The 26,314-nt window shown below is 67.6% G+C and carries 25 protein-coding genes; 12 read left to right on the top strand and 13 right to left on the bottom strand.

Annotated features, from left to right (window positions below; genetic code table 11):
- The first annotated feature begins 401 nt into the window (after positions 1–401).
- The gene (locus ACMGRF_RS03010; RefSeq protein WP_049411042.1) at positions 402–1,298 is read left to right on the top strand and encodes a LysR family transcriptional regulator; all 897 of its coding nucleotides are present in this window, start codon (positions 402–404) and stop codon (positions 1,296–1,298) included.
- A gap of 62 nt (positions 1,299–1,360) precedes the next feature.
- Here the strand turns inward: ACMGRF_RS03010 and ACMGRF_RS03005 are convergent, their stop codons facing one another.
- The 4 genes from ACMGRF_RS03005 to ACMGRF_RS02990 all read right to left on the bottom strand — a co-directional run bounded on the left by ACMGRF_RS03005 (position 1,361) and on the right by ACMGRF_RS02990 (position 5,498).
- A complete protein-coding gene (locus tag ACMGRF_RS03005) occupies positions 1,361–2,344 on the bottom strand; it encodes an aldo/keto reductase (RefSeq protein ID WP_099494701.1) in 984 nt (327 codons plus the stop codon).
- A gap of 111 nt (positions 2,345–2,455) precedes the next feature.
- Positions 2,456–3,184, bottom strand: a complete 729-nt coding sequence (locus ACMGRF_RS03000) for a hypothetical protein (protein ID WP_049411036.1) — start codon at positions 3,182–3,184, stop codon at positions 2,456–2,458.
- A 35-nt stretch (positions 3,185–3,219) separates the two neighbouring features.
- A complete protein-coding gene (locus ACMGRF_RS02995; protein WP_049411044.1) occupies positions 3,220–4,314 on the bottom strand; it encodes a PilT/PilU family type 4a pilus ATPase in 1,095 nt (364 codons plus the stop codon).
- A gap of 146 nt (positions 4,315–4,460) precedes the next feature.
- On the bottom strand, positions 4,461–5,498 hold the full coding sequence (locus tag ACMGRF_RS02990) for a type IV pilus twitching motility protein PilT (protein ID WP_004147099.1): 1,038 nt from the start codon (positions 5,496–5,498) through the stop codon (positions 4,461–4,463).
- An 87-nt stretch (positions 5,499–5,585) separates the two neighbouring features.
- On the opposite strand from ACMGRF_RS02990, the gene ACMGRF_RS02985 reads away from it, so the two are divergent.
- The gene (locus ACMGRF_RS02985) at positions 5,586–6,263 is read left to right on the top strand and encodes a YggS family pyridoxal phosphate-dependent enzyme (RefSeq protein ID WP_049411034.1); all 678 of its coding nucleotides are present in this window, start codon (positions 5,586–5,588) and stop codon (positions 6,261–6,263) included.
- An 18-nt stretch (positions 6,264–6,281) separates the two neighbouring features.
- Positions 6,282–7,103 (top strand): pyrroline-5-carboxylate reductase, encoded by an 822-nt coding sequence (proC, locus tag ACMGRF_RS02980; protein ID WP_049411030.1) that lies wholly within the window; start codon positions 6,282–6,284, stop codon positions 7,101–7,103.
- 60 nt (positions 7,104–7,163) lie between these two features.
- Here proC and ACMGRF_RS02975 read toward each other — a convergent pair whose 3' ends face one another.
- Positions 7,164–8,039, bottom strand: coding sequence for a LysR family transcriptional regulator (locus ACMGRF_RS02975; RefSeq protein ID WP_111190667.1), 876 nt, complete (start codon positions 8,037–8,039; stop codon positions 7,164–7,166).
- 98 nt (positions 8,040–8,137) lie between these two features.
- On the opposite strand from ACMGRF_RS02975, the gene ACMGRF_RS02970 reads away from it, so the two are divergent.
- Positions 8,138–8,740: a short chain dehydrogenase gene (locus ACMGRF_RS02970; protein WP_180879914.1), complete on the top strand. Its 603-nt coding sequence runs from the start codon at positions 8,138–8,140 to the stop codon at positions 8,738–8,740.
- Positions 8,741–8,806: 66 nt separating this feature from the next.
- On the opposite strand, the gene soxR is transcribed toward ACMGRF_RS02970, so the two are convergent.
- Positions 8,807–9,241, bottom strand: a complete 435-nt coding sequence (gene soxR / locus ACMGRF_RS02965) for a redox-sensitive transcriptional activator SoxR (protein WP_005415534.1) — start codon at positions 9,239–9,241, stop codon at positions 8,807–8,809.
- A 29-nt stretch (positions 9,242–9,270) separates the two neighbouring features.
- Between soxR and ACMGRF_RS02960 the strand changes: the two genes are divergently transcribed.
- Positions 9,271–10,692 carry an MFS transporter gene (locus tag ACMGRF_RS02960; protein WP_049417093.1) on the top strand — a complete coding sequence of 474 codons (1,422 nt, stop codon included), beginning with the start codon at positions 9,271–9,273 and terminating at the stop codon, positions 10,690–10,692.
- An 87-nt stretch (positions 10,693–10,779) separates the two neighbouring features.
- Here ACMGRF_RS02960 and ACMGRF_RS02955 read toward each other — a convergent pair whose 3' ends face one another.
- Both ACMGRF_RS02955 and ACMGRF_RS02950 read right to left on the bottom strand, forming a co-directional pair.
- A complete protein-coding gene (locus ACMGRF_RS02955) occupies positions 10,780–12,801 on the bottom strand; it encodes an esterase/lipase family protein (protein ID WP_049417092.1) in 2,022 nt (673 codons plus the stop codon).
- The gene (locus tag ACMGRF_RS02950) at positions 12,801–13,775 is read right to left on the bottom strand and encodes a DUF4105 domain-containing protein (protein ID WP_180879942.1); all 975 of its coding nucleotides are present in this window, start codon (positions 13,773–13,775) and stop codon (positions 12,801–12,803) included. The genes ACMGRF_RS02955 and ACMGRF_RS02950 overlap by 1 nt, the downstream gene beginning before the upstream one ends.
- A 170-nt stretch (positions 13,776–13,945) precedes the next feature.
- Here ACMGRF_RS02950 and ACMGRF_RS02945 point away from each other — a divergent pair, with 170 nt between their 5' ends.
- Positions 13,946–14,350, top strand: a complete 405-nt coding sequence (locus ACMGRF_RS02945) for a GFA family protein (protein WP_005415530.1) — start codon at positions 13,946–13,948, stop codon at positions 14,348–14,350.
- A gap of 280 nt (positions 14,351–14,630) precedes the next feature.
- Here the strand turns inward: ACMGRF_RS02945 and ACMGRF_RS02940 are convergent, their stop codons facing one another.
- Complete coding sequence (locus ACMGRF_RS02940; protein WP_049440503.1) at positions 14,631–16,148, bottom strand: MFS transporter; 1,518 nt, start codon at positions 16,146–16,148, stop codon at positions 14,631–14,633.
- A 106-nt stretch (positions 16,149–16,254) separates the two neighbouring features.
- Here ACMGRF_RS02940 and ACMGRF_RS02935 point away from each other — a divergent pair, with 106 nt between their 5' ends.
- Positions 16,255–17,178 carry a LysR substrate-binding domain-containing protein gene (locus ACMGRF_RS02935; RefSeq protein ID WP_134708981.1) on the top strand — a complete coding sequence of 308 codons (924 nt, stop codon included), beginning with the start codon at positions 16,255–16,257 and terminating at the stop codon, positions 17,176–17,178.
- A 49-nt stretch (positions 17,179–17,227) separates the two neighbouring features.
- On the opposite strand, the gene ACMGRF_RS02930 is transcribed toward ACMGRF_RS02935, so the two are convergent.
- Complete coding sequence (locus ACMGRF_RS02930; RefSeq protein ID WP_099494694.1) at positions 17,228–18,091, bottom strand: DMT family transporter; 864 nt, start codon at positions 18,089–18,091, stop codon at positions 17,228–17,230.
- Between the two features lie 132 nt (positions 18,092–18,223).
- Here ACMGRF_RS02930 and ACMGRF_RS02925 point away from each other — a divergent pair, with 132 nt between their 5' ends.
- Complete coding sequence (locus tag ACMGRF_RS02925; RefSeq protein ID WP_180879922.1) at positions 18,224–19,603, top strand: PLP-dependent aminotransferase family protein; 1,380 nt, start codon at positions 18,224–18,226, stop codon at positions 19,601–19,603.
- On the opposite strand, the gene ACMGRF_RS02920 is transcribed toward ACMGRF_RS02925, so the two are convergent.
- Positions 19,542–20,486, bottom strand: coding sequence for a LysR substrate-binding domain-containing protein (locus ACMGRF_RS02920; protein ID WP_180879924.1), 945 nt, complete (start codon positions 20,484–20,486; stop codon positions 19,542–19,544). The genes ACMGRF_RS02925 and ACMGRF_RS02920 overlap by 62 nt on opposite strands.
- 115 nt (positions 20,487–20,601) lie before the next feature.
- On the opposite strand from ACMGRF_RS02920, the gene ACMGRF_RS02915 reads away from it, so the two are divergent.
- Together ACMGRF_RS02915 and ACMGRF_RS02910 are read left to right on the top strand one after the other, a co-directional pair.
- Entirely contained in the window at positions 20,602–21,300 is a 699-nt protein-coding gene (locus tag ACMGRF_RS02915) for a glutathione S-transferase family protein (protein WP_049417087.1), read from the top strand.
- A gap of 87 nt (positions 21,301–21,387) precedes the next feature.
- Positions 21,388–22,062: a methyltransferase domain-containing protein gene (locus ACMGRF_RS02910; protein WP_414485618.1), complete on the top strand. Its 675-nt coding sequence runs from the start codon at positions 21,388–21,390 to the stop codon at positions 22,060–22,062.
- A 3-nt stretch (positions 22,063–22,065) separates the two neighbouring features.
- On the opposite strand, the gene smqnr is transcribed toward ACMGRF_RS02910, so the two are convergent.
- Positions 22,066–22,713: a SmQnr family pentapeptide repeat protein gene (smqnr, locus tag ACMGRF_RS02905; protein ID WP_414485617.1), complete on the bottom strand. Its 648-nt coding sequence runs from the start codon at positions 22,711–22,713 to the stop codon at positions 22,066–22,068.
- Between the two features lie 158 nt (positions 22,714–22,871).
- On the opposite strand from smqnr, the gene ACMGRF_RS02900 reads away from it, so the two are divergent.
- Positions 22,872–23,648: a DeoR/GlpR family DNA-binding transcription regulator gene (locus tag ACMGRF_RS02900; RefSeq protein ID WP_049417084.1), complete on the top strand. Its 777-nt coding sequence runs from the start codon at positions 22,872–22,874 to the stop codon at positions 23,646–23,648.
- Positions 23,649–23,659: 11 nt separating this feature from the next.
- Positions 23,660–24,793: an MFS transporter gene (locus ACMGRF_RS02895; protein WP_049417083.1), complete on the top strand. Its 1,134-nt coding sequence runs from the start codon at positions 23,660–23,662 to the stop codon at positions 24,791–24,793.
- A gap of 9 nt (positions 24,794–24,802) precedes the next feature.
- Here the strand turns inward: ACMGRF_RS02895 and ACMGRF_RS02890 are convergent, their stop codons facing one another.
- Positions 24,803–26,308, bottom strand: a complete 1,506-nt coding sequence (locus ACMGRF_RS02890) for a PepSY domain-containing protein (protein ID WP_099486432.1) — start codon at positions 26,306–26,308, stop codon at positions 24,803–24,805.
- Positions 26,309–26,314 lie beyond the last annotated feature (6 nt).

Genomic DNA, 26,314 nt, shown 5'->3' with positions numbered 1-26,314 from the left:
ACGGTCGGCACCCACCAGAGCAGAATGCCTTTCCAACAGCTCGCGGGAAACTGTCGAAGGCGGGGTGGGTCCGGTTGAGGGGGCGTGAGCGCCATGGGCCCAAGGCATGCCTCGGGCGGGTTGGGCAGGACGCCCAACCCCGGTCTTGCCGTGTGCCCAGGACAGCGCACACGAACAAGCGCGACCGAGCTTCATGGGTGAGGGCGCTTTGCTTGCGAAGCACTGCTTCGCAAGCGCCCGAACGCACAGCCGCCAGCGGCTGGACCGGGCCCCGGAGGGGGACTGGCGGCGTCCCCCTCAACCGGACCCACCCCGCCCTCCCACGGAATGCACGCATTTGACGTTGACGTTGCCTTGGCTTGAAGCAGGTGCCGGGCGCAGCCCGGCCGTATCATCCCCTCATGCCCCGCGAAAACCTCAACGACCTGCAGGCCTTCGTCCACGTTGCCCGCGAAGGCAGCTTCACCAAGGCTGCCGCCCAGCTGGGCGTTTCCCAGTCCGCGCTGAGCCATGCCATGCGCGGCCTGGAGCAGCGCCTGGGCGTGCGCCTGCTGACCCGCACCACCCGCAGCGTCTCGACCACCGAAGCCGGTGCCCGCCTGCTCGATACCCTGGGCCCGCGCCTGGCCGAGATCGAGGACGGGCTGGCCGCGCTGGCCGAGTACCGTGAACGCCCGGCCGGCACCATCCGCATCAATGCCACCGGCCACGCCGCCGAGTACATCGCCTGGCCCAGGCTGGCGCCGCTGCTGCAGCGGTACCCGGATTTGAAGGTGGAACTGGCGGCCGACTACGGGTTGGCCGACATCGTGGCCGAGCGCTACGACATCGGCATCCGCCTGGGCGAGCGGCTGGCGCGCGACATGATCGCCGTACCGATCAGCCCGCCGCTGCGCATGCGCGTGGTCGGGGCGCCCAGCTACTTCCGCCAGCACCTGGTGCCGCGGCACCCGGACGACCTGGCCGGGCACAACTGCGTGACCCTGCGCCTGCCCACGCATGGTGGGCTGATGCCGTGGGATTTCGGCCAGGACGGCAATGAACTGAGCGTGCGCGTGAGCGGCCAGTGGACGTTCAACACCATGGGCATGACCCGCGCCGCTGCGCTGGCAGGCAGCGGATTGGCCTGGCTGCCGGAAGACCAGGTACAGCCGATGCTGGACGATGGCCGGCTGCAATCAGTGCTGGACGACTGGTGCCCGCACTTCGATGGCTACTACGCGTACTACCCTTCGCGCCGCCACGTGACCGTGGCGATGCGAACGGTGCTTGATGCGCTGCGCGGGCCGATGGGGTGAGGGTCAAGGCGTGCGGACCAGCGGTCCGCACCCACCACCAGCGGTCCGCACTCACCGGCCGGTCAGCCCTTGGCCTGTGCCGCACGCTGCGGGTTGTAGCGCTCGCCAACGATCGACACTTCGTCCAGCGCCTGCGCGATGCGTTGCAGTTCTTCCGGCGCCAGCTGCAGGTCGGCCGCGCCCAGGTTTTCTTCCAGGCGATGAACCTTGGTGGTGCCCGGAATCGGCACGATCCACGGTGCCTGCGCGAGCAGCCAGGCCAGTGCGACCTGCGCAGGCGTCGCACCGCGCGCTGCCGCAATCGTGCTGATGCGATCCACCAGCGCCTGGTTGGCGCGGCGCGCCTCCACTTCGAAACGCGGCACGCTGTTGCGGAAGTCGTTGGCGTCGAAGGTGGTATCGGCGTTGATCGCACCGGTCAGGAAGCCGCGGCCCAGCGGGCTGAACGGCACGAAGCCGATGCCCAGCTCCTGCAGCGTCGGCAGCAGTTCACGCTCCGGTTCGCGCCACCACAGCGAGTACTCGCTCTGCACGGCGGTGACCGGCTGCACCGCATGCGCGCGACGCACGGTGGCAGCACTGGCCTCGGACAGGCCGAAGTGGCCGACCTTGCCCTCGGCGATCAGGTCGCTCACGGTGCCGGCCACATCCTCGATCGGCACGTTCGGGTCGACGCGGTGCTGGTAGAACAGATCGATATGGTCGGTACGCAGGCGCTTGAGGCTGGCTTCGGCCACGGCACGGATGTTCTCCGGGCGGCTGTCCAGGCCGGCATCGGTGCGCGCGTCCTTGAAACCAAACTTGGTGGCGATCACCAGCCTGTCGCGGTAGGGCGCCAAGGCCTGGCCGAGCAGGTCTTCGTTGGTGTACGGGCCGTACACCTCGGCGGTGTCGAAGAAGGTCACGCCGCGCTCGACGGCAGCGTGCAGCAGGGCGATGCCCTGGCTCGGTTCGACCGGCTGGCCGTAGGCATGGGTCAGGCCCATGCAACCCAGGCCCAGGGCGGAAACCTTCAGGCCGCTGCGGCCGAGTTCACGTGTCTGCATCGTCGTACTCCAGAGGGGGAGTGCTGACGATACGCCTGTCGTGGCGCTGGATTGAGCCAGCCCGGCCGCAGTCGGTCATGACCGGAATTCATCAATCGCCTGTGGTGCCCGTCACTCCATGCCCTGCAGGGTGTCAGTGCAACCCGCCAGTTCCACCATCATCCTGCCGGTGTTGCGGAACGCCGGATCCCGCGGCACCCATCGTGCGAACCAACGTTGCTCGCCGTCCACCACGGACTCGAACATCCACGATGAGCCGTCAAGCCCAGCGCTCGAATCTTCGCCCTGCAACAGCGCAAACGCGGCGGCGATGGCGTTCCATTCCTGCGCACTCAGCGCGCGCGGTGGAGCGCACGTGCCACCCTTGATGATGGTGGCTGGGCTTCCGGGTAACGATCCGGAAATCTCGAAATCGCGCGCACTGCGCCCGACGATCCACGCGTGGCCCGCTGCATTGCGCTGCGCGCGAATGAGCACGCCCGGGAAGAATGCAGGATCCCAGACGAAGCGATATGCCTGTGCCGGTACGCTGCCACAGCGGAACGACGGCTCCGGCAAGCCATCGAGATCCCGCAACCGGGCATCATAGATCGTCCTCGCTGACCCGGTGAAATCGATGAACGGCGGCAGGTCGCCGCCGTGCTTCGTCGCAGGCGGTGGCAGCAGATACCAGGCATGCGCCTGTGGATCGTCGCAGCCCGCGGCCGCGGCTGCCGGTTCGGGGGTACGGGCACAACCGGCCTGCAGCAGCACGGCGATGGCCAGTATCACGCTCGTAGTCACACGCATGCAGGCCTCCCTGGCAGGTTCACGCGGGCGTGCATCCGGCGCCGCGGCCATCCCGGAGCAGCGGGCGCCCGCAGGCGCCCGTCCGGTCAACGGATCTCCGAGATCTCCACGCCATCCAGTCCCTGCGACAGGGTGCGCGCGTCGCCGCCCTGGCTGAGCTTGATGCGCAGGCGCACCTCGTTCTGCGAATCGGCGTAGCGCAGCGCGTCCTCGTAGCTGATCTCGCCGGCCTGGTAGAGCTCGAACAGGCTCTGGTCGAAGGTCTTCATGCCCAGCTGGACCGAGTCCTTCATCACTTCCTTCAGCTTGTGGATCTCGCCGTCGCGGATGTAGTCCTGCACCAGCGGCGTGCCCAGCAGGATCTCCATCGCCACCTTGCGCGAGCGGCCATCGGGCGACGGCACCAGCTGCTGCGCGACCACCCCCTTGAGGTTCAGCGACAGGTCCATCAACAGCTGGTTGCGGCGGTCTTCCGGGAAGAAGTTGACGATGCGGTCCATCGCCTGGTTGGCATTGTTGGCATGCAGCGTGGCCAGCACCAGGTGGCCGGTTTCGGCGAACGCGATGGCGTGGTCCATGCCTTCGCGGGTACGCACCTCGCCGATCATGATCACGTCCGGCGCCTGGCGCAGGGTGTTCTTCAGCGCGGCTTCCCAGCTGTCGGTATCGATGCCGACCTCGCGCTGGGTGATGATGCAGCCCTCGTGCTTGTGCACGAATTCGATCGGGTCTTCGATGGTGATGATGTGCCCGGTCGAGTTTTGGTTGCGGTAACCGATCATCGCCGCCAGCGAAGTCGATTTACCGGTACCGGTGGCACCGACGAACAGGATGATGCCGCGCTTGGTCATCGCCAGCGTCTTGATGATCGGCGGCAGGCTCAGCTCTTCCACGGTCGGAATGCGCGTCTCGATGCGACGCAGCACCATGCCGACCTGGTTGCGCTGGTAGAAGCAGCTCACGCGGAAACGGCCGACACCGGACAGGCCGATGGCGAAGTTGCATTCGTGGGTCTTTTCGAATTCCTCGCGCTGTGCCGGGGTCATCACGTTGAGGACCAGGTCGCGGCTCTGCTGCGGCGTCAGTGGCGTCTGCGTGATCGGCGAGATCTTGCCGTTGACCTTCATCGCCGGTGGCATACCCGCAGTGATGAACAGGTCCGAGGCGCGCTGGTGCGCCATCAGCTTGAGGAACGAAGTGAAATCGATGGTGGTCGCGGTGGTGTTCACGGCGGGCTCCCGGAAAGCGGTTTACCAGGTAACGGTCGGTGGAGGAAACAACACGGAGCGGCCGCGCCATTGCGCGCGCCGCCCGTCGCTGTCCCGCCTTACTCGAACAGGCGCTTGTCCTTGGCGTACTCGCGGGCCTGGTTGCGGGTGATCAGGCTGCGCTTGACCAGGTCCTGCAGGTGCTGGTCCAGGGTCATCATGCCGTACTGCTGGCCGGTCTGGATGGCCGAGTACATCTGCGCCACCTTGTCCTCGCGGATCAGGTTGCGGATGGCCGGGGTGCCGACCATGATTTCCCACGCCGCGGTACGGCCGCCGCCGACCTTCTTCAGCAGTGCCTGCGAGATCACCGCACGCAGGGACTCGGACAGCATCGAACGCACCATCGGCTTTTCGCCCGCCGGGAACACGTCGATGATACGGTCGATGGTCTTGGCCGCCGAACTGGTGTGCAGGGTGCCGAACACCAGGTGGCCGGTTTCCGCGGCGGTCAGTGCCAGGCGGATGGTTTCCAGGTCGCGGAGTTCGCCGACCAGGATGATGTCCGGGTCCTCACGCAGTGCCGAGCGCAGTGCTTCGTTGAAGCCATGCGTGTCACGGTGCACTTCGCGCTGGTTGATCAGGCACTTCTGCGAGGTGTGCACGAATTCGATCGGATCCTCGACGGTGAGGATGTGGCCGTATTCGTTCTTGTTGATGTAGTCGATCATCGCCGCCAGCGTGGTCGACTTGCCCGAGCCGGTCGGGCCGGTCACCAGGATCAGGCCCTGCGGTTGCTGGATCACCTCGCGGAACAGCGGCGGGCAGGCCAGGTCTTCGAGGGTGAGCACCTCGGACGGAATGGTACGGAAAACCGCACCGGCGCCGCGGTTCTGGTTGAACGCGTTCACACGGAAGCGCGCCAGCGACGGGATCTCGAAGGAGAAGTCCACTTCGAGGAATTCCTCGTAATCGCGGCGCTGCTTGTCGGACATGATGTCGTACACCAGCGCGTGGACCTGCTTGTGGTCCAGGGCCGGGATGTTGATCCGGCGAACGTCGCCGTCCACCCGGATCATCGGCGGCAGGCCTGCAGACAGGTGCAGGTCGGACGCTTTGTTCTTTACGGAAAACGCCAGCAGTTCGGCGATATCCATGAGCGGCTACTCCCCAATAACGGCTTCGACTGGAAGGATCTTTCCCCGGGCGGCAGTATAGCCTCCTGATTCAACGGAACGCGTTACGTGGCCACTCCCCTGCCCCAGATCCTGAGTAACCTGCATGCCGCCGCCGAGGCGGCCGGCCGGCCCGATCCGCGCCTGCTGGCGGTTTCCAAGACCCAACCGGCCGAGGCCGTGGCCGCGCTGGCCGCACAGGGCCAGCAGGCCTTCGGCGAAAACTATGTGCAGGAAGCGCTGGCCAAGATGCAGGCGCTGCAGCACCTGGCGCTGGAGTGGCACCTGATCGGCCACCTGCAGTCGAACAAGGCCGATGCCGTGGCCACCCACTTCGACTGGGTGCAGAGCGTGGACCGGCCCAAGCTGGTAACGGCGCTGGCGCGCCATCGCCCGGCCGCGCGCGGCCCGCTGAATGTGCTGATCCAGGTCAACATCGACGATGAATCCAGCAAGCACGGCTGTGCACCGGAGGATGTCGAGGGGCTGGCCGCTGCGATTGCCGCCGAGCCCTCGCTGTGCCTGCGTGGCCTGATGGCGATTCCTGCGCCGTGGCCCGAGGTGGAGCGCCGTCGGGATGCGTTCGTGCGCATGCGCACACTTTTTCAGTCGCTGGCCGCCCAGCACGCGCAGGTCGACACGCTGTCGATGGGCATGAGCAGCGACTACGCCGACGCCATCGCCGAGGGCGCCACCCTGGTGCGCATCGGCACCGCCCTGTTCGGCGCGCGTGCGCGCCCAGCCTGATTTTCCAAGGAGACGTCCATGGCAGCTGATTCCATCACCTTCATCGGCGGCGGCAACATGGCGCGCAGCCTGATCGCCGGCCTGATCCGCCAGGGCGTGCCGGCCGCGCATATCCATGTGGCCGAACCGGTTGCAGCGCTGCGCGAGTCGCTGGCTGCCGACTTCGGCGTGCAGGTGCACGACAACGCCACCGATGCCGCCGCACAGGGCAGCACCTGGCTGTTGGCGGTGAAGCCGCAGGTGCTGCGTGAGGTCTGCCAGTCGCTGCAGGCACTGGCCCAGGCAAACCGGCCGCTGGTGGTGTCGATCGCTGCCGGCATCACCAGCGCACAGCTGGAGCGCTGGCTGGGTGGCAACCTGCCGGTGGTGCGTGCGATGCCCAATACCCCCGCTCTGCTCGGCGCCGGCGTGACCGGCCTGTATGCCACGCCCTCGGTGGATCCACAGCAGCACGTGCAGGCCGAACAGGTGCTGGCCAGTGCCGGGCGCACGGTGTGGATCGAACGCGAGGCACTGATGGATTCGGTCACCGCCGTGTCTGGCAGCGGGCCGGCCTACGTGTTCCTGCTGGCCGAAGCGATGGAAGCGGCGGGTATCGCCCAGGGCCTGCCGGCCGACGCCGCGCGCACGCTGGTGGTGCAGACCCTGCTGGGCGCCTCGCGCATGCTGGATGAGGCCGGTGAGAGCCCGACCGAGCTTCGCCGTCGCGTGACGTCACCCAATGGCACTACCCAGGCCGCGATCGAGAGCTTCCAGGCCGGAGGTTTCGAAGCGCTGGTGGACACCGCACTGCGCGCCGCGCAGGTGCGTGGACAGGAATTGTCTGCGGCGAATGATTGATCCCGATGTGTGCCGACCAACGGTCGGCACCTGCCGATCATCCACGCATGGCGCGGATGCTCATTGCCCCAACGTGGTCATGACGAAATCCACGAAGCACTGCAACCGCGGGCGCGGGCGGCGGTCGGGCAGGTAGATCAGGTGCATCGGCCGCGGTTCGGGCAGGTAGTCGCGCAGCAGCGGCTTCAACCGTCCCGCTGCGATCTCCGCCGCCAGCAGTGCGGTGGGCTGCAGTACCAGCCCGGCCCCGGCCACGGCGGCTTCACGCAATGCGAAGCCATCATTGCTGCTCAGCCGTGCCTCCCAGTCGACGTGTTCGCCGTTGGCCAACTGCCAGCCATGCCCGCCGCGCCAGGCCAGGTGGCTCAAGCAGTCGTGCCCTTGCAGGTCATCCGGTGTTCGCGGCGTGCCGCGCCTGCGCAGGTAAGACGGCGCCGCGCACAGGCTCATCGCATACGGCGGCAGCGGCCGCGCCACCACCTCCTGCGATGGCAACGGCCCGACCCGGATCGCCGCGTCGAAGCCATCTTCGATCAGGTCCACGCGGCGGTTGCTCAGGTCCAGCTCGATATTCAACTGCGGCTGCGCGCGCAGCAGGCCGGCCAGCTGCGGCGCCAGCACACAGCTGCCCCAGGTGGTGGGCGCGCTGACCCGCAACAGGCCACGCGGCTGTACCTGCAGGCCGGCCACATCGGCCTCGGCCTGCTGCACCTGCTCCAGCACCTGCCGGCACCCGGCCAGGTAGGCGCTGCCGGCTTCGGTCAAGCGCTGGCGGCGGGTGTTCCGTTGCAGCAAGGCGGTACCCAGATGTGCTTCCAACTGCTGGATGTACTTGCCCACCATCACCGCCGACACCTGCAGCTGTTCGGCGGCGCCGGCGAAGCTGCCGCGCTCGGCTACCGCCACGAAGGCCCGCATGCAGCGAAGGGTATCCATTACTAATCCAGGGTTAGGAATCTGCGAATCATACGCCGCTTACCTAACTCCACTGTGACGGCGCAGACTGCGCTCACTCCCACACGCAAGGAACGGCCATGAAGATCCTCCTCGTCGGTGCCAGCGGCACGCTCGGCCAGGCAGTCGCCCGCCAGCTCGGCCAACAGCATCGGATTCTCGCCGCCGGCCGCAGCAGCGGCGAACTGCGCGTGGACCTGACCGATGACGCCAGCGTCGCCGAACTGTTTGCGCGTACAGGCCCGGTAGATGCGGTGATCTCGACTGCAGGCAAACTGCATTTCGGCCCGCTGCAGGACATGACGCCCGAACAGTTCACTATCGGCCTGCAGGACAAACTGCTTGGCCAGGTGCGCTTGGCCTTGGCCGCGCAGCACCACCTCAGTGCGGGCGGCTCGATCACCCTGACCAGCGGCATCGTCAGCGCGCAGCCGATCCGCGGCGGCGTCAACGCCACCGCAGTGAATGCCGCACTGGAAGGCTTCGTGCGCGCAGCCGCCCTGGAGCTGCTCCCGCGCGGCCTGCGCATCAACGTGGTCAGCCCGAATGTACTGATCGAATCGATGGCGGCATACGGCCCCTACTTCCCGGGCTTCGAGGCGGTAAGCGCACAACGCGCCGCACTGGCCTTCCAGCGTGCAGTGGAAGGCATCCAGAGCGGCGAGACGATCACGGTCTGGTAAGAAAAAGGGGACGGAGGGGATTAAGTCGTTTGTGCACTTGCGACTTAATCCCCTCCGTCCCCTTTTTCATTCCCAGCGCATCGGACCGTCGCCGCGTTCGCCGAGAACGTCGCCAGGATTGGCCAGGCGGCAATGCTGCAGTGACAGGCAGCCACAGCCGATGCAGCCGGTCAGTTCATCGCGCAGCAGCTGCAACATGTGGATGCGCTCTTCCAGCTCGGTGCGCCAGCGCGCGGACAGCTTGGCCCAGTCAGCCTTGGTCGGTGCACGGCCTTCAGGCAGGCTCTCGAAGGCGCGGCCGACCGCTTCCAGTGGCATGCCCACCCGCTGCGCAACGCGGATCACTGCCAGCCGGCGCAGCACGTCGCGGCTGTAACGGCGTTGGTTGCCCGAGGTGCGCAGGCTGCTGATCAGGCCCTTGCGCTCGTAGAAATGCAGTGCGGAAACGGCCACGCCACTGCGCTGGGAGACCTCGCCAACGCTGAGTTCCTGGGATGCCATTGCTTGACCTCAACTACAGTTGAGGTGGCATGCTGCTATCTTCGCCGCCCGTTGACAAGCGCGGCCCGCCCCTGACCGGTATGACCCCGACCCTCTCTCCCGCCGACACCCGCCTGCCGGCTGACACATCGATCCTGTCCGCGCGCTACCGCGCCACCACCCTCGGCATGGTTGCGCTGGTCGCGCTGCACGCCTTCGAAGCATTGGCCGTCGCGGCCGCGATGCCCACGGTGGCCGAAGCACTCAGTGGCCTGCGCCTGTATGCGCTTGCCTTCGGCGGCACACTGGCCACCAGCGTGATCGGCATGACCCTGGCCGGACGCTGGGCCGACCGCCAGGGCCCGGCACGGCCGCTGTGGTACGGCCTGGCCTGCTTCGTGCTGGGCCTGCTGCTGGCCGGCTTCGCCGTGCGCATGGGCATGCTGGTGGCCGGGCGCCTGCTGCAGGGCCTGGGTGCGGGCGCGATTTCGGTCTCGCTGTACGTGATGGTCGGCCGCAGCTACCCCGAGCACCTGCGGCCGAAGGTGTTCGCGGCATTCTCGGCGGGCTGGGTGGTGCCCTCGATGGTCGGCCCGGCGCTGAGCGGCCTGATCGTCCAGCATCTCGGCTGGCGCTGGGTGTTCCTGGCGGTGCCGCTGCTGGCAGTCCCTGCTGCCCTGTTGCTGCGGCCTGCGCTGGCGCGCATGCAGCCCTCCGCCGACAGCAGCAACGACGAGGGGCGCGGCAACGTCGTGCGCTGGGCCAGTGGTGCATCGCTGGCGGCGCTGCTGCTGTACTTCGGCGGGCAGCAGCACGGTCCGACCGCCCTGCTCTGCATCGGCGTGGCGATGCTGGCGCTGCTGCTATGCGTGCATCGCCTGCTGCCGGCCGGAACGCTGATCCTGCGCAGGGGCCTGCCCAGCGTGATCGCACTGCGCGGCATCGCCGCTGCCGCATTCTTCGCCTGCGAAGCCTACCTGCCGCTGCTGCTGCAGCGCGAACGCGGGCTCCCGCCCAGCTGGGCCGGCGCGGTGCTCAGCCTCGGCGCACTCGGTTGGTTCGCCGGCTCCTGGCTGCAGGGTCACCAGCAGCGCGGCTGGTCACGCCAGCAGCTGCTGCGCGTCGGCACGGCGATGATGACGGTCGGCATCGCCGCAACGCTTGCGGTGTTGTTCAATGCAGTGCCATTGCCGGTAGCCCTGGTGGGCTGGACGGTCACCGGTTTCGGCATGGGCATGATCTACGCCAGCCTCTCGGTACTCACGCTTTCGCTGTCAGCAGCGCATGAGCAGGGTGCCAACACGTCGGCCCTGCAGCTGAGCGAGGCCCTGTCGGTGACCACCGCATTGGCGGTCTCCGGTGCGTTGTTCGCGCTGTTCGTGGAAAGCGCGCCGCACACCGGCTACCTGCTGTGCCTGGCGATCACCTTCGGCCTGGCGATGCTGGCCGCGGTGATCGCGCGACGGGTGTAGCGCCGCCGAATTTCGGTAGTGCCGGCCGCTGGCCGGCACCATCACGGGATTCCCGCGCGCGCGGAGAGTGCCGGCCAGCGACCAGGACTACCGGGTCCCCGTGCCCACGTCATCGATATCCCGGTGCAGGATGCGCCGCACTTCCAGCACCGCCTGCGGGGTCTCCTGCACGCTGTGGCCGGAAATGATGACCTTCTCCGACTGTGCACCCGGCAGGTGCGCACTCCAGTACGGCACCAGCCCGTCATCGGACTTCTCCACCGGCAGCTCCGGCTTGCGCTGGGCGATGATCGAGTGGTACTTCAGGCCCGCTTCGATCGGCAGCTGTGCGGCGGCCTTCACGAACGGATCGCTGGCCTTGAGGTTGTCGATGCTGTTGGGAATCTTCGGCTTGGCGGTGCCGTCGACCTGCTGCTCGGCCTGCGCCAGCGCCATGAACACGTCCTCGAACTTGCCGAGGATGGTCAGCGGCAGGCGCACCAGCCGGCCCAGCAGGCGCCCGACCTTGTTGCCGGCGATGTCCGTGCCCTGGTGGGGAGCAGCGATGAAGATCGCACGCTCCACGTTCGGCTGTGCCTTGAAATGCAGCAACGGCCCCAGCTTGTTCTGGACGCGCTTCAGACGCTCGCCCTTCAGGTCATAGTTGGCCAGCAGGTCGTTCCACAGCACGTCACCGGAATCGCTCACCAGCAGCCGCGCGAGCACGCCGCCCATGCTGTGGCCGATGTAGACCATGTCCTTCGATGCACGCGTGCTGCCATTGGGATCGAAGTGCTTGAGGGTGTCGTTGAACGCGTTGGCGATCTCGTAGCGGTTCAGCGCGATCGGTGCGTTGGTCGGGTAATAGACCTGCCACACCTGGAACTGCTGGCGCAGTTCGGGGTCGCCCATGATCTCGTTGGCCAGGTTCACCCAGGCTTCCGGGCTGCTGGCCAGGCCGTGCAGCATGAAGATGATGCGGCGGTTCGGGTCCCACGGCTGCATCAGGTAGATGTGTGGCTCGCCGATGCCCTCGCTCATGCCGAACAGGGTGCGCAGTGACTGCCGGGCGAAGCCGCTCTGGGCAAGCCACAGGCCGTAGGCCGCGGTGAAATTGCCGGCCAGCGGCACCTGCTCGCCGTGCAGGGTGATGCGCTCGGTGGCTTCCGGCGAATAGGCATCCAGTTCAACCCGGCGCGTCCGCATCACATCGTCCAGGCTGCTGCCTTCGAAACGCAGCAACGCGGTGACGTTGATCGAGGACATCTCGCTGAACTCGGGCACCGAATCGTCATGACGGTGGCGACGGCCACGGCGCTCGTCACCGCCATCATCCGCTGCCGTTTCGGCCTTCGGGCCATCCGCTGCGATCACCGGTGCGACCAGCTTCGGCGGGTCCATCACCATCACCAGCTCGGCACCGAAGCCATCGCGGCGATAGGTACTGCGCAGGCCGACGAAGCTGACCGTGCCGGCCGGCACCAGCTGCGCGGGAATGCTCTTCAGGTTCAGCTGCTGGTAGTTGGAAGCCAGCGACCAGCTGCCGACCGAGATCGGCTTCGTGTAGTCCTCGCCCGCCAACGCAGCGGCGCGCGCGCGGACGAACAGCACCACCGCCGCCTTCTCGGCCGCGTAGTTGTAGTAGTCACGCACCTGCGTCTGCCGGTCTTCGAAGGCGCGATCCGATGGTGAGCGGCCGCTGTAGAACAGGTAGGCATAGGCGTAGCGCGCAGCTTCCAGCCAGGCGTCCAGCGCTGCGTCGCTCATCGGCGGATCACCGGCTGCGGTCTTCTTCGGCGTCAGCGCCAGCGCGGCCTTCACCCACAGTTCGGACAGCGCCGACAGCCGCTGCTCGACATTGAGATCGTCGGTCATCAGCAGCGTGCTGCGGCAGACCAGGAAGTCCTTCTCGCACTGCGATTCGTCCAGGCCTGCCGCGCTGAGCGTCTCTCGCGCGGCGGGGCTGAGCTTGCCGGTATTGAGCACGTCGGCACGCTTGTTGACCAGCGAATCGCTGGACTTGACCTGCTTGACGGTGACCATCGCGCAGCCACTGCTGCCCAGCAGCAGGAAGGCGGCGAACAACACCGGCAGCGCACGCTGCCAGCGGATCAGGAGGAGTCGAGTCATTACTGCGGGTCCTGCTCGGTGCCAGGTACGCCCTGGCGGATCACGGTGGAGAAGTGTTCGCCGCTGCCCAGGTCCAACGCACGCTGGGTGATGCGGCCCTTGTCGTGCAGCTCGGCGTACGGCACACCCGGGGTCAACGCACCCACCTCCTGTGCGTACTCGGCCAGGTAGCCGGACAGCAGCAGGCGGTAGTCCAGCGGCAGGCGCGGCGCGATGTGGCGGGCCAGGTCGAAGACGATGGTGGTGCAGTTGCTGGTGAGCGTGTTGTAGAAGCCCGGCTTCGCATCCAGTTCGCGTGCCTGTGCGATGTACGCGGCAAACAGCTCCTTCAGCTGCGCACGGTCCATGCCATGCAGGCGGTACAGGTAGACGTCCTCACCGCGCGCATTGGTGCGGGTGCGGATGATGTCGGTCTCCTCCGCGGCCACCAGGGTCATCTCGAACTTGCGGAAGAAGCCGCCCAGTGCCGAGAACGATTCGCCGCGTTCCTTGCGGATCTCGAGCGAGAACACCACGTGGCGCCCATCCTCGAAGCCAAACGAGATGAGGGTGTGGGCGATCGCCGGGCCCATCCAGTACGACAGCACCAGGTCGGCCGAGCGCAACTGGTCCAGGTCGTACGCGCGGCGCACCCAGTGCGCGTCGTAGTCGGTTTCGCTGCGCCAGGTGAAATCACGCACGTTGTCGAGCACCACGTGGCGGCCGTCGAAGGACACCACATGCAGGCGCTGGGCCACGTCATCGGCCCATACGCGGTCCTGGCGCGGGGTCAGCAGCAGCCACCACAAGCCAGCCAGCGCCAGCGAAGCGCCGAACGCCAGGCCCAGGCGACGGCTGCTGCGGCCACGCGCGACCCGCCACGACGCCCACAGCGCACCCAGCAGCCACAGCACGGCAACGCCGTTCGCCAGCCAGCCCGGCCCGGGCATCTGGTAAGCCAGCAGCCCGGTCACCCACAACGCTGCCAGCGCCATGGCACTTCCTGTCATCCAACGTCCTGCGGCTCTCACTGGCATCCTGTCGCGGTCCCGAAGCCGCATAGTTAGCCACAAGCGGGTTCACCGTGGCATCTACGGCCCGTTCAGGCACGCCGGCGCACCGTCTCCGGCGGCCGCACGGCCAGATGAATCACACAGGAGCAATGATGGGCATCACTTCCGTGGCCGGCGTTCCGGTCCAACCCCGGCACCGCGCAACCTGCCACTGCGGCACGGTCGAGCTGCTGCTGGACCTGCCGGACGGCATCGTCGATCCCCGCCGCTGCGACTGCTCGATGTGCCGGCGCCGGGGTGCCATCGCCGCCAGCGTCCCCCGCCAGGGCCTGCAGGTGGTGCGCGGGCAGCATCACCTGCAGAAGTACCAGTTCAACACCCATGTGGCCGAGCACTACTTCTGCGGCGTGTGCGGCATCTACACCCATCACCGGCGCCGCTCCAACCCGGACCAGTACGGTTACAACGTGGCCTGCCTGGAGGGCATTGATCCGTTCGCGCTGGGGGTCATTCCGGTCAGCGACGGGGTCAACCACCCGTCAGACCGCACCGGCTAGTGGCGCGTGCGCCGCGGCGGCGTGGCGACCTTCTGCCAGGGCGCCATGCCGCTGCGCCCCGCCCGCGCAGGGCGTTTCAGCCAGGGCCGGCGCGGCGGTGCCTGCGGTGCATCCGCGGCCGGGGGAGGAAGCGGTCGACGGCCAGGCCAGAGATGATCGAGCAGCCACATGGCGGGTCTCCGTGGGGGGACGGGGACGATCAACATTAGACCCGGGTGGGCATGGGCGGCGTGAGCGGAAGACGACAACGGGATGACGGCGAAGGCGGGCGATGAGCCTGCTACGCAGTACGCCCGACCAACGCGTCTTTATGTTGCCGCAGCAACAGGCGCAACACGGCGGCACATGCGGCGGTCAGCAGCGCCAGTACCCGCAGCAGTGTTGCCAGCGCCTCACCACTGGCGTGCTGCAGCTGCATGCGGCTCATCGCCGGTAGCAGTGCCTGCGCCTGTTCCCGCGCCCCCGTGGCCAGATAGGCACCGGCACGCGCCAGCGATGCCGGCGACGCGCCCTGCAGCTGATGGCCGATCAGCAGCGCAAGCAAGGCAGTGACTGCGGCCAATGCGATGCCTTCACCGGCCACCCGCACGGTTCCGAAGATGCCAGCGGCCATGCCCGCACGCTGTACCGGCACCACGCTGACCGACAGCCCATCCATCAAGCCCCACGGCAAGGCCGTTCCTGCGCCGATCAGCATCAGCAACGGCACCCACTGCGACGGCGACGGATGCGATGCGTGGCGCGACAACAGGTACAGACCAGAGGCACAGACCAGCAGGCCCAGCGTGCACAGCCGCGCACTTCCAACGCGCTCCGCCCAGCGCGCGGCCAGCATCGGCAGCACCAGCATCGGCGCGGACAGGGCCAGCATCTGCAGCCCCACCAAGGTCGCGCTCTGTCCGTGCACACCCAGCAGCTGCAGAGGCAGCACCACCAGCAGCACCACATAGCCGAAGCAGGTTGCGACCGGCAGCAGCTGGACACCGAGGAACGCCGGTTGCGAGAACAGCGAGAGGTCCAGCAACGGTGAGCGGTGCCGCCGTTCGATGCAGACGAATACCCCGCCCAGCATCAGCGTCGCCAACAGCGCCAGTTGCACGCGCACGGTATGCAGGCCGAACTCGCCCAGCCACAGCAGGGCCAGGGTCAACGCTGCCAGCATCAGGCTGAAGCCCAGCATGCCGCCGACATCCAGCCGCCCGCGTTCACCATGGCTTTCGGGCAACACACGCGCGCTCAGTACGAAGGCGGCCAATGTCAGCACGCCGCCGACGGCGAACACACTGCGCCATCCCAATGCCTGCAGCAGCAGACCCGCAAGCAGCGGCCCCAGCGCCAACCCTGCACCGAATGTGGCGCCCAGCAGAGCGAAGACACGGCCACGCATCGGCCCCTGCCAGGCATGCGCGAGCGCAGCCGTGCCCGATGCCAACGCCGCTGCGGCGGCAACGCCCTGCAACCCACGCGCCAGATCCAGCGAGGGCAGCGTGGGAGCAAGGCAGACGGCGGTCGTGGCAATGGTGAAGCCTGCTGTGCCCAGCAGGAACAACCGCCGCCGGCCATAGCGGTCGGCCAGGCCACCGGCAGCGAGCAGCAGGCTGCCGAAGGTGAGCATGAAGGCGTTGGTCACCCAGGCCAGCACGCTCGGCGACGACGCTACGGAACTGGCCAGCGCGGGCACCGCGACCGCACCGGCCGAGAAGGACAACGGCAACGCCAGTGCGGCCAGGCAGACGGCAAGCAGGGTCCAGCGCTGCTGCGTCTTAACAGGTACAGGGAGCATCGAAACCGGGGCCATACGGGCCTCCATCCATCAGGGGCATTGATGATGGACACGCCGCTATTCCTGAAAAACAGGCTCGATGGACGTTGATTACGGCCAGATGTTCCGCAATCATCCCCACATGGACTCCATTTCTGCCCTGCTCGCCTTCGTCCGCACCGCGGAGGCCGGCAGCATCGTGGGTGCTGCGCGTGTACTTGGCCTGTCCGCGTCGGCGGTCGGCAAGCGCATCGCCCGTCTTGAACAGGACCTGGGCACCCGGTTGTTCCAACGCACCACCCGCCGCGTGCATCTCAGCGACGAAGGCGAACTACTGCTGCAGCGCTGCCGGCGTGCACTGGACGAGCTTTCCGAAGCACAGGCGGACCTGGCGCAGCGACAGCACGCCCCCAGCGGGCTGCTGCGCATCGGCCTGCCCACCATCGGCTACCGCTTCCTGTTGCCGGTGCTGCCCGGCTTCCAGCAACGCTATCCGCAGGTGCAGCTGGAACTGGACTTCAACGACCGCATCGTCGATGTGGTCAGCGAAGGCCTGGATGCAGTGATACGCAGTGGCGAACTGGCCGATTCCAGCCTGACCGCACGGCGGCTGGGTGGTTTTCGTTTCATTCTCTGTGCGGCGCCGGGCTATCTGCAGATGCATGGAACGCCCGGCGATGTGGGCGACCTGCGCATGCATACCGCGCTGCGCTTCCGTTACCCCACCACGGGAAAGCTGCATCCCTGGCAGCTGCCGGGCATCGAAGGCGATGCCGGAGCGCGCCTTCCCACGGCGATGACCTGCAACAACATGGAGGCCGTGCTGGCCGCTGCGATCGGTTGCATGGGCCTGGCCTGGATGCCTGACTTTCTCGCAGACGACGCGCTGGCCGATGGCCGCCTGCAACGGGTACTGCCCGCGCTGCCGGCGCACCAGGGGCAGTTCTCGCTGCTATGGCCCGGTGGGCGCCATCCCAGCGCACGCCTGCGGGTGTTCATCGACTATGCCGTTGCGCATCTTTTCCGCGGCTCCCCAGAAAAGGGGACGGAGGGGATTAAGTCGTAATCGGGTCTGCCATGCCTGAAACGACTTAATCCCCTCCGTCCCCTTTTTCCTAGCGGCTGAAGCGGCGCGCGCCGGCGACGCAGATCACCGCGACCAGAGTCACCAGCACCATGCTGAGGCTGACCGATTCGTGCAGCAGCAGCGCGGCCAGGGCCAGGCCGAAGAACGGCTGCAGCAGCTGCAGCTGGCCGACGGCAGCGATGCCGCCCTGCGCCAGCCCGCGGTACCAGAACAGGAAGCCGATCAGCATGCTGAACACCGCCACGTAGCCCAGCGCCCACCACGCCGAGGCACCGACCGCCGTGAACGAGGCCGGGCGCATCAGCACCGTCAGTGGCAGCATCACCGGCAACGCCAGCAGCAGTGCCCAGCTGATCACCTGCCAGCCGCCCAGATGACGGGCGAGCCGGCCGCCTTCGGCATAGCCCAGCCCACACACCACGATGGCCGCCAGCATCAGCAGGTCGGCCTGCAAGGACGCCTCGATGCCGTTGCGCACTGCATAGCCGACCACGCAGGCGCTGCCCAGCAACGAAAACAACCAGAACGCCGGGCGCGGCCGATCACCACCGCGCAGCACGCCGAACACGGCGGTGCTCAGCGGCAGCAAGCCGAGGAACACGATGGTGTGTGCCGATGACGCATGGCGCAGGGCGAGCGCGGTCAGCAACGGGAAGCCGACCACCACGCCAAGGCTGACCACCGCCAAGCCGGGCACGTCGCTGCGCCGCGGCCACGGTTGGCGCAACAGCAGCAACAGGCCGAGGCCGAGTACGGCGGCGATGGTGGCGCGCGCGGCGGTGACGAACCCGGCATCCAGCTGCAGCACCGCCAGGCGAGTAGCCGGCAACGAGCCCGCGAAAATCACCACGCCAATGAAGCCATTGATCCAACCACTCGCCGACCGTTCCACGCCTGTACTCCTGGGGTGCCGGACGGTGCCCGGCGGGATTTCCATGGAAGCACCTGCGCCCCCATCGCCCCAGCTACAATCCAGTACAGTCGCAAAGAACTGTACTGCCTACACTTCCAACACACTTTCACCGTGTCACGCCCGCTTACCCGCATCGAATCGGTGATCCAGGCCGTCCGCAACCGCATCACCGCGCGGGTGGATGGCCCCGGCTCCCGCCTGCCTTCGGTGCGCGCGCAGGCGGCCGCGATGGGCGTGTCGGTCTCCACCGTGGTCGAGGCCTACGAACGCCTCGCTGCCGAAGGGTTGATCAGCGCGCGGGCCGGTTCCGGCTTTTACGTCAATGGGCCGGCCGCACCGCTGGCACTGGCCGAGATGGAACCCCGGCTTGACCGCGCGGTGGACCCGCTGTGGGTGTCGCGGCAGTCGCTGGAAACCCCGCCGGGCCACCTCAAGCCGGGGTGCGGCTGGTTGCCCAGTGACTGGCTGTATCACGATGGCATGCGCCGCGGCCTGCGTCGGCTGGCGCGTGCCGATGCAGTGCACCTGGTCGACTACGCCGGCCCACTCGGGCTGCCCGCATTGCGCCAGCTGCTGCAACGGCGCAGCGCCACGCTGGGCATCGATGCACCGATGGAGCAGATCCTGCTAACCGAATCCGGGACACACGCGGTCGACCTGATCTGCCGTTTCCTGCTCAAGCCCGGTGACTGCGTGCTGGTCGATGACCCGAGCTACTTCAATTACCACGCGCTGCTCAAGGCACACCAGGTGCAGGCAGTGGGCGTGCCGTACACGCCCAACGGCCCGGACCTTGAGGCGTTCGAACGCGCATTGCAGGACCATTCGCCGCGGCTGTACATCACCAATTCCGGATTGCACAACCCGACCGGCGCGGTGCTTTCCGCGAGCACCGCACACCGCCTGCTGGGCCTGGCCGAACGCAGCGAGTTGATCATCGTCGAGGATGACATCTTCGCCGACTTCGAGCTGCACCCCGCGCCGCGGCTGGCCGCACTTGATGGGCTGTCACGGGTGATCCATGTCGGCAGTTTCTCCAAGACGCTGTCGGCAGCCTCGCGCTGCGGCTACATCGCTGCACGCCATGACTGGATCGAAGCGCTGACCGACCTGAAGTTGGCGACCAGCTTCGGCGGTGGCCATCTGGCCGCGCAGCTGATGCACGTCGCGCTGACCGACAGCGGCTACCGACGCCACATGCACTCGGTGCGTTCGCGTTTGGCCGATGCGCGCCGGCACACGCTGCGCAGGCTGCACACGCTGGGCATCACGCCGTGGCTGCAACCGGAAGCGGGCCTGTTCCTGTGGTGCCAGCTGCCCGATCGCCGCGACGCCGCCGCGCTGGCGCGGCAGTGCCTGCGCGAGGGCATCGTGCTGGCACCGGGCAACGCGTTCAGCCAGTCGCAGCGCGCGGTCGACTATCTGCGCTTCAACGTTTCGCAGTGCCAGGACCCGAGGATCTGGCAGGTGCTGGCACGCGCGCTGCGTTGAGCTGGTAATGCGCGACCAGCGCATCCACCACCACGCGCACGCCCGGCAACTGTCCACGACGATGCGGCAGCAGCACGCTGGTGGTCACTTCGCCGGCATGCCACGCCGGCAGGACCTGCTGCAGGCGGCCGGCCGCAATCGCTGCGGCACACAGGCTGTGCGGCAACACAGTGATGCCAAGGCCCGCTTCGGCCGCCGCGACCAGAAGCTGCGACTCATTGCCGACCAGCGCCACCTGCGGTTCCACCTGCACGATGCGCGCATCGGTGCCGTGCAGTGTCCAGCGCGTTGCGTGGCGCGCCGTCAGCAGGCCGGCATGCGCGCGTAGCTGCTCGGGCGTATCCACTGTTGGCGCGGCTGCCAGATAGCCAGGGGACGCCACCAGCACGATACGTTCGCTACCGAGCATGCGTTGCACCAAACCGGAATCCGGCAGCGGACCGAAGTGGCTGCGCAAGGCGATGTCGATGCCCTCCTGCGCCAGATCGATGAAACGATCACTCACTTCAACTTCGATGCGCAGCCGCGGATAGCGGCGGGCCAACGCGGGCAGGCACGCGGCGAGCTCGCCCTGCACCACCGGAATCGAAGCGCTGATGCGCACGGTGCCACTCGGTTCGGCCTGGCGGTCACGGACAATGGCCTCGGCGGACTCCACTTCGGACAACGCCGCGCGTGCGCGATCGAAGAACGCCTGGCCGACTTCGGTCAGCGCGAAGCGCCGCGAACTGCGTTGCAGCAGCCGTACCCCGAGGTGTTCTTCCAGCAGCGCCACGCGCTTGCTCAACGTCGAGCGGGGCAGGCCCAGATGGCGTCCGCCTGCTGCAAAACCGCCCTGCTCCACTGCGGCGACGAACAGGGCCAGATCGTTGAGGTTGAGCATGCACAACGTCCACAGGTGTGGACTTCAGGATGCCATTCGAACAGCTTCCGGGGCAATGTCCACGCAGGCACGCTTTCCTCACCCGCCGCACCGCGGCTTGAACCGGAAACCTGCCATGACCCCGATCCTCTTCTACGGCGTGCCCTCGGGCTGCTCGTTCGGCTCCATCGTCGCGCTGGAATGGCTGCGCCAGCCGTATCACCTGTGCCGTATCGACATGCCCGGCCAGGTGCAGGGCGAAGACTATCGCCGCCTCAATCCACTGGGCGAAACCCCCACGCTGCGCACCGCGCAGGGCGAACTGCTCAGCGAGAGCCTGGCCATCCTCAACCACCTTGCCGCCAAGGGCGTTGCGCAGGGGCTGGGCTTCGCACAGGGCACCTCCGGCTTCGACCGCCTCAACCACCGGCTGGCCTATCTCAACACCAGCTTCTTCGGTGCCTACGCCCCGCTCTGGCACGCGCTGGAACACGCCGAGGGCGATGACGGCAAGGCGCTGCGTGCCTATGGCACCACCAAGGTGCGCCAGGCCCATCAGGCGCTGGAGCAGATGCTCAGCACCGGCCCGTGGCTGCTGGGCGAGCAGCGCAGCTTCGCCGACGCCTACTTCGCCGGCATTGCGCGCTGGAACGATTACCACCAGGTGGTCGATCGCCGCGAGTTCCCCAGGGTGCAGCAGCTGTTCCAGCGCTTGCAGGACGACGCCGGCGTGCAGTTCGCCCACGCCATCGAAGCACAGCGGCCGGCTACCAGCAGCGGTGGCTTCCTCGGCGAGGTGCGGCTGGAAGACGTGCTTGAGGCCGCGGCGGCCTGAGTCCTGCCCTGCCTGTGCGGCAGCGGCGCGCAATGCCCCTTGCGCGCCGCGCTACAGTGGTATGTCCTCCGCCGCAGGAATCCGCGCATGTCCACGTTCTCCGACCCGCAGGCGGTGGCCCGCTATGCCGAAGCGCCACTGCGCCAGGTGCCCGGCTTCCTCGCGTTGCAGCAGATGAGCCGCCTGCTGCTGGCCGAGCATGTTCCCGCGCAGGGCCGCGTGCTGGTGCTCGGTGCCGGGGGCGGGCTGGAGCTGAAAGCGTTCGCCGAAGCGCAGCCGGGCTGGCACCTGCTGGGCGTGGATCCGGCCGCACCGATGCTCGCGCTGGCCGAGCAGACACTGGGCCCGTTGAACGCACGCGTCGAACTGCTGGAAGGCTACATCGACGACGCCCCGGACCGGCGCTTCGAGGGGGCCAGCTGCCTGCTGACCCTGCACTTCCTCGACGCCGCGCAGCGCCTGCACACGCTCCGCGAGCTGCACAGGCGCCTGCAGCCCGGCGCGCCGCTGGTGGTGGCGCACCACAGCGTGCCGCAGGATCCGGCCGGCAAGCTGCGCTGGTTGCAGCGCTACGCCGCGTTCGCCGAAGCCTCGGGGGTTGCCCACGCCGATGCACAGCGCGCGATCGACGCCATTGCCGAGCGGTTGCCGCTGCTCGCCCCCGAACAGGAGGTCGCGCTGATGCAGGAGGCGGGCTTCGATGGCGTGGAGCTGTTCTACGCAGGCTTCAGCTTCAGGGGCTGGGTGGCGTACGCCGGGTGATGCCTACGGCACCACCGTGATGCCGATGCGCTGCATCAACAGCGCCACCTGCTGCACGTCCAGCGTGGCGCCACGCAGGTTGGTGCTGCGCAGGTCCAGCTCGCCCAGCTCGGAGTTGGTCAGGTCGCAGTCGGTGAAGTTGGCGCTGTTCCAGTCGATGCCCTCGAACTGGCCACCGGACAGGTCCGAGCCGGCGAAGCTGGCGCCGCTCACGTTCGCACCGTCCCAGCGGTTCTCCCACAGTTCGCATTTCTCCAACGTGACCCGCGAGAAATTGGCATAGCGCAGGTTCGACTTCTTGATGAAGGCGCTGCAGAACCCGCTGCGCGGGGTGATCTGGTTCATGAAGCTGGCGCTGCTGAAATCCGCGCCCTGCGCGCGGCACTCGCTGATTTCCAGGCCCAGTGCCTTGATGAAATTGAAGTGGCACATGCTGATGTCGCAGCTGCGGAAGCTCGCTTCCTTCAGCGTGGCGCCGTTGAAGCGGCAGCCGGCGCGGCTGTCGGCATCGTAGAAGCTGCAGTTGATGAACTCGGTAGCGGTCAGGTCCGCGCCGGAAAAATCGCATTCGTGGAACTGCTGGTCGACCACTTTCTGGCCGGTGTACTGGTCCGCGCCGATGCGCAGCTTGCGGTGAACGGTGGGGGACATCAGGGATTCCATGCCAGGTGCCCCGCCATCTTGCCGGGTCGCGAGGACGATCCATAGACGTGGGCGCGGGAGGATTCACCGGCAGTCCAGCCGCCCTGTGCCCCCAACAGCTGATGCACGTTGTTGCATGTTAATGCACGAACGTGCAGACTTGCAGCATGAGCTCCGATCCCAGCCCCCTGCCCGCCCAGCGCACCCGACAGATCCTGGAGGAACTGCGCCAGCAGGGCCGCGTGGTCGCCGCCGAACTGGCGCGCCGCTATGCCGTCTCTGAAGATTCGATCCGCCGTGACCTGCGCGAGCTGGCTGCACAGGGCCTGTGCCAGCGTGTCTACGGCGGCGCCGTGCTGCCGCCGCCCAAGGAACGCCCGCTGCGCGAGCGCCTGACCCGCGACCGCGGCGACAAGGCCGAGCTGGCCGCCCGCGTCTGCGCATTGCTGCAACCCGGCCAGGTGGTGCTGCTTGATGCCGGTTCGACCAACCTGGCCATCGCCCAGCAATTGCCGCTCGAACTCGGGCTGACAGTGATCACCAATGCCCCGCAGATCGCCACCGCCGCCAGCATGCTTGAAGGCACCTCGGTGCAGCTGATCGGCGGCCGCCTGGCCAGCGGTGGCGGTGCGGTCGGTGCCGAAGCCTTGGCCCAGGTGCAGCGCCTGCGCGCCGACGTATACCTGCCCGGCCCCTGCGCGGTGGACGGCGACACCGGCGTGTGGGCAATGGATGCGGAAGAAGCCACGCTGAAGCGCGCGATGGTCGCGTGCAGCAGCCGCGTCATCGTCGCCGCCACCACTGAAAAGCTCGGTGCCCGCGGCCACTGGCAGATCGCCAGCCTCGACGAGATCGACGACCTGGTGCTGACCACCACCGCGCCCCCCGCATTGGCGGCACGCTTCCGCGCCGCCGGCATCGCGGTGCACCCCACTCCGCCCTGACCGTACCGCTCATGTCCCTTGCCAACCGCGCGCGTGCCGAACAGCACGCGACCCGCGCTGCGTTCTTCATTCCCGGCTTCGCCACCGCACTGTGGGCCACCCTGGTGCCATTCGCCAAGGCGCGCACCGGGATCAATGACGCCACGCTGGGGCTGGTGCTGCTCTGCCTCGGTGCCGGTTCGCTGATGGCGATGCCGTTGTCCGGCGTGCTCGCCGCGCGCCTCGGTTGCCGCCGGGTGATGGTGGCCAGCAGCCTGCTGATCTGCCTGACCGTGCCCGGCCTGGCGCTGGCCGGCTCAGCGTGGACGCTGGGCCTGGTGTTGTTCGTGTTCGGTGCTGCGGTGGGCGCGATGGACTGCACGATGAACGTGCAGGCCGTCCTCGTCGAGCGCGAAGCACGGCGGGTGATGATGTCCGGCTTCCATGCCTTCTTCAGCATCGGCGGCTTCCTCGGCGCGGCGATGATGACCTTGTTGCTCTCTGCGCAGCTGCCCCCGCTGGCATCGGTGCTGATCGGCGCGGGCGCCATGCTGCTGGCGATGCTGCTTTCGGCGGCTTACTGGCACAGCGAACGCATGCCGCATGGCACACCGATGCTGGCCCTGCCGCATGGCATCGTGCTGCTCATCGGCGTGCTGGCGTTCGTCGCCTTCCTCGGCGAAGGCGCAATGCTGGACTGGAGCGCAGTGTTCCTCAGTGACGTGCGTCGCGTCGATGCCAGCCTCGCCGGCGTCGGCTACGTGACCTTCACCCTGACCATGACCGTCGCGCGCCTGTTCGGCGATGCACTGGTGGCGCGCGTGGGCCGCCAACGCGCGATCGTGTTCGGGGCCCTGCTCGCCGCTGCGGGCGTGCTGGTGCTGACCCTGGTCACGCCGTGGCAGGCATCACTGCTCGGCTATGTGCTGGTCGGCCTCGGCTGCGCCAACATCGCACCCGCGCTGTTCTCGCTGGCCGGTCACCAGACCCGCATGCCCGGCGCGCTGGCGATCACTGCTGTGTCCACGCTCGGCTTTGCCGGCATTCTCGCCGGGCCGGCGCTGATCGGCTTCGCCGCAAACCATTTCGGCCTGATCGCCGCGTTCATCGGCGTGGCCACGGCCTTGTTGCTGGTGGCCGTGTCCACGCGCTGGCTGCGGGTGTAGCCAAAGGCATCAACGCCGCCTGCGGTGCAGCTTCATCCGCAAGCGCCGATAGCCGATCACCGTCGCCGTGGCACACAGCGCGGTGCCAGCAGCGCTCAGCAACAGCAACACCGCCAACCGGACACCTTCCTGGCGCAGCATCGCCGGCAGATCCCAGCTGTGCAGGAAGGAGAACAACCAGCGCCCCACCCGCTCGCGATGCCCCATCGTCAGCAACGGGTCGCCGGTCGCCAGATCGAGATAGACGCGCGTCGCCTCGGCATCACCGAAGTCCACCACAGCCACCGGGAAGCGGCGCACTGCTGCGCCGTTCATGGCCTCGGGCGCACGCGGATAGAAGTACGCATCCGCTGCGTGCAGCACCACGAAACCCTGCATGGGCGCATCTGACAGCGCGCGCGCCTTCTGCTGCAGCCATGCGGTCGGCAGCAAGCGCGCAACGTGTAGATCTCCATTGCTGCCGGACATGATGCGGGTCTCGCCTTGCCCGTCCAGCAGTACCGCGAACAGCTCACCACCGATGCGTCGCCACTGGATCTCCACCGGCTGGAAGCGCGCGGCTTCGGCCACTGCCAGAAGCTTGTCAGGATCACCCAGCGCACCGTCCACCGCCACCGTGCCGCCCCGATAGCGTCCGCTGTCGATCGCCTCGCGCGTGCTGCTGAAGACGCCCAATGGATTCATCGACATCAGGCCGCTGAAAATCCAGGTGAACACGAAGGCCGCAGCACACAATCCGATCAGATGGTGCCAGCGCATCCACGGCTCGACGTACGGCGTCTTCGCACCGGAACGATAGTGCCCACGGAAACGCCAGCGCCACACACCCACCACGATGCCGCTGATCGCCGCCAGCGTGCACAGTGCGGACAGCACGATCACCCCCCACGTCCACACCGGGTCCACCGACTGCATGCGCAGGACGTACAACCAGTGCAGCCAGGCGCCCACGTAGTTCCAGCGCTGCTGCACATGCGGCGCGTCCAGCACGACTTCACCGGTGCGCGAGGACACATACAGGTCGCCCGGTTGCTCACCGCCCACCTCCACCCGGTACATTGGCCGATGCGCATCCAGAGCGCGCGAATGCGTCCAGCGATCCTCGTCCACGCGCGTTGCGCCGACGAAGGCCTGGCCGCCCGCGAACTGTGCAGCGGATGCTTCGGCACGCTGTGCCGACACCGGCAGCAGGGCCTGGCCGGTCACGGCAGACCAGGCGCCCACGTTGCTGCCACTGCGCACCACATACGCTGGCTCGCCACGCAGCGTGGTCAGCGCCACGGCCTCCGGCTCGGCCTGCACGGCGGCTGGCAGTACCGACAGCCCCTGCAGGTCGCGGGCCTCACCGAGCACCGGCAACGCCGCCAGCCGCTCACCGGGTGTCAGCTTCGGGTAGCCGATGAACAGCATCACCATGCCGCTGACAAACCACAGCAGCATCAGCAGGCATCCGCCGATGCCCAGCCAGCGGTGCACCAGGTAGGTCCAGCGCTTGGCGGTGGATCGCAGCGTCATCGCCAG

Source organism: Stenotrophomonas sp. EMP41, assembly GCF_047495535.1.
GTDB classification, from domain to species: Bacteria; Pseudomonadota; Gammaproteobacteria; order Xanthomonadales; family Xanthomonadaceae; genus Stenotrophomonas; species Stenotrophomonas sepilia.
This window is presented reverse-complemented; position numbering and strand designations above follow the sequence as displayed.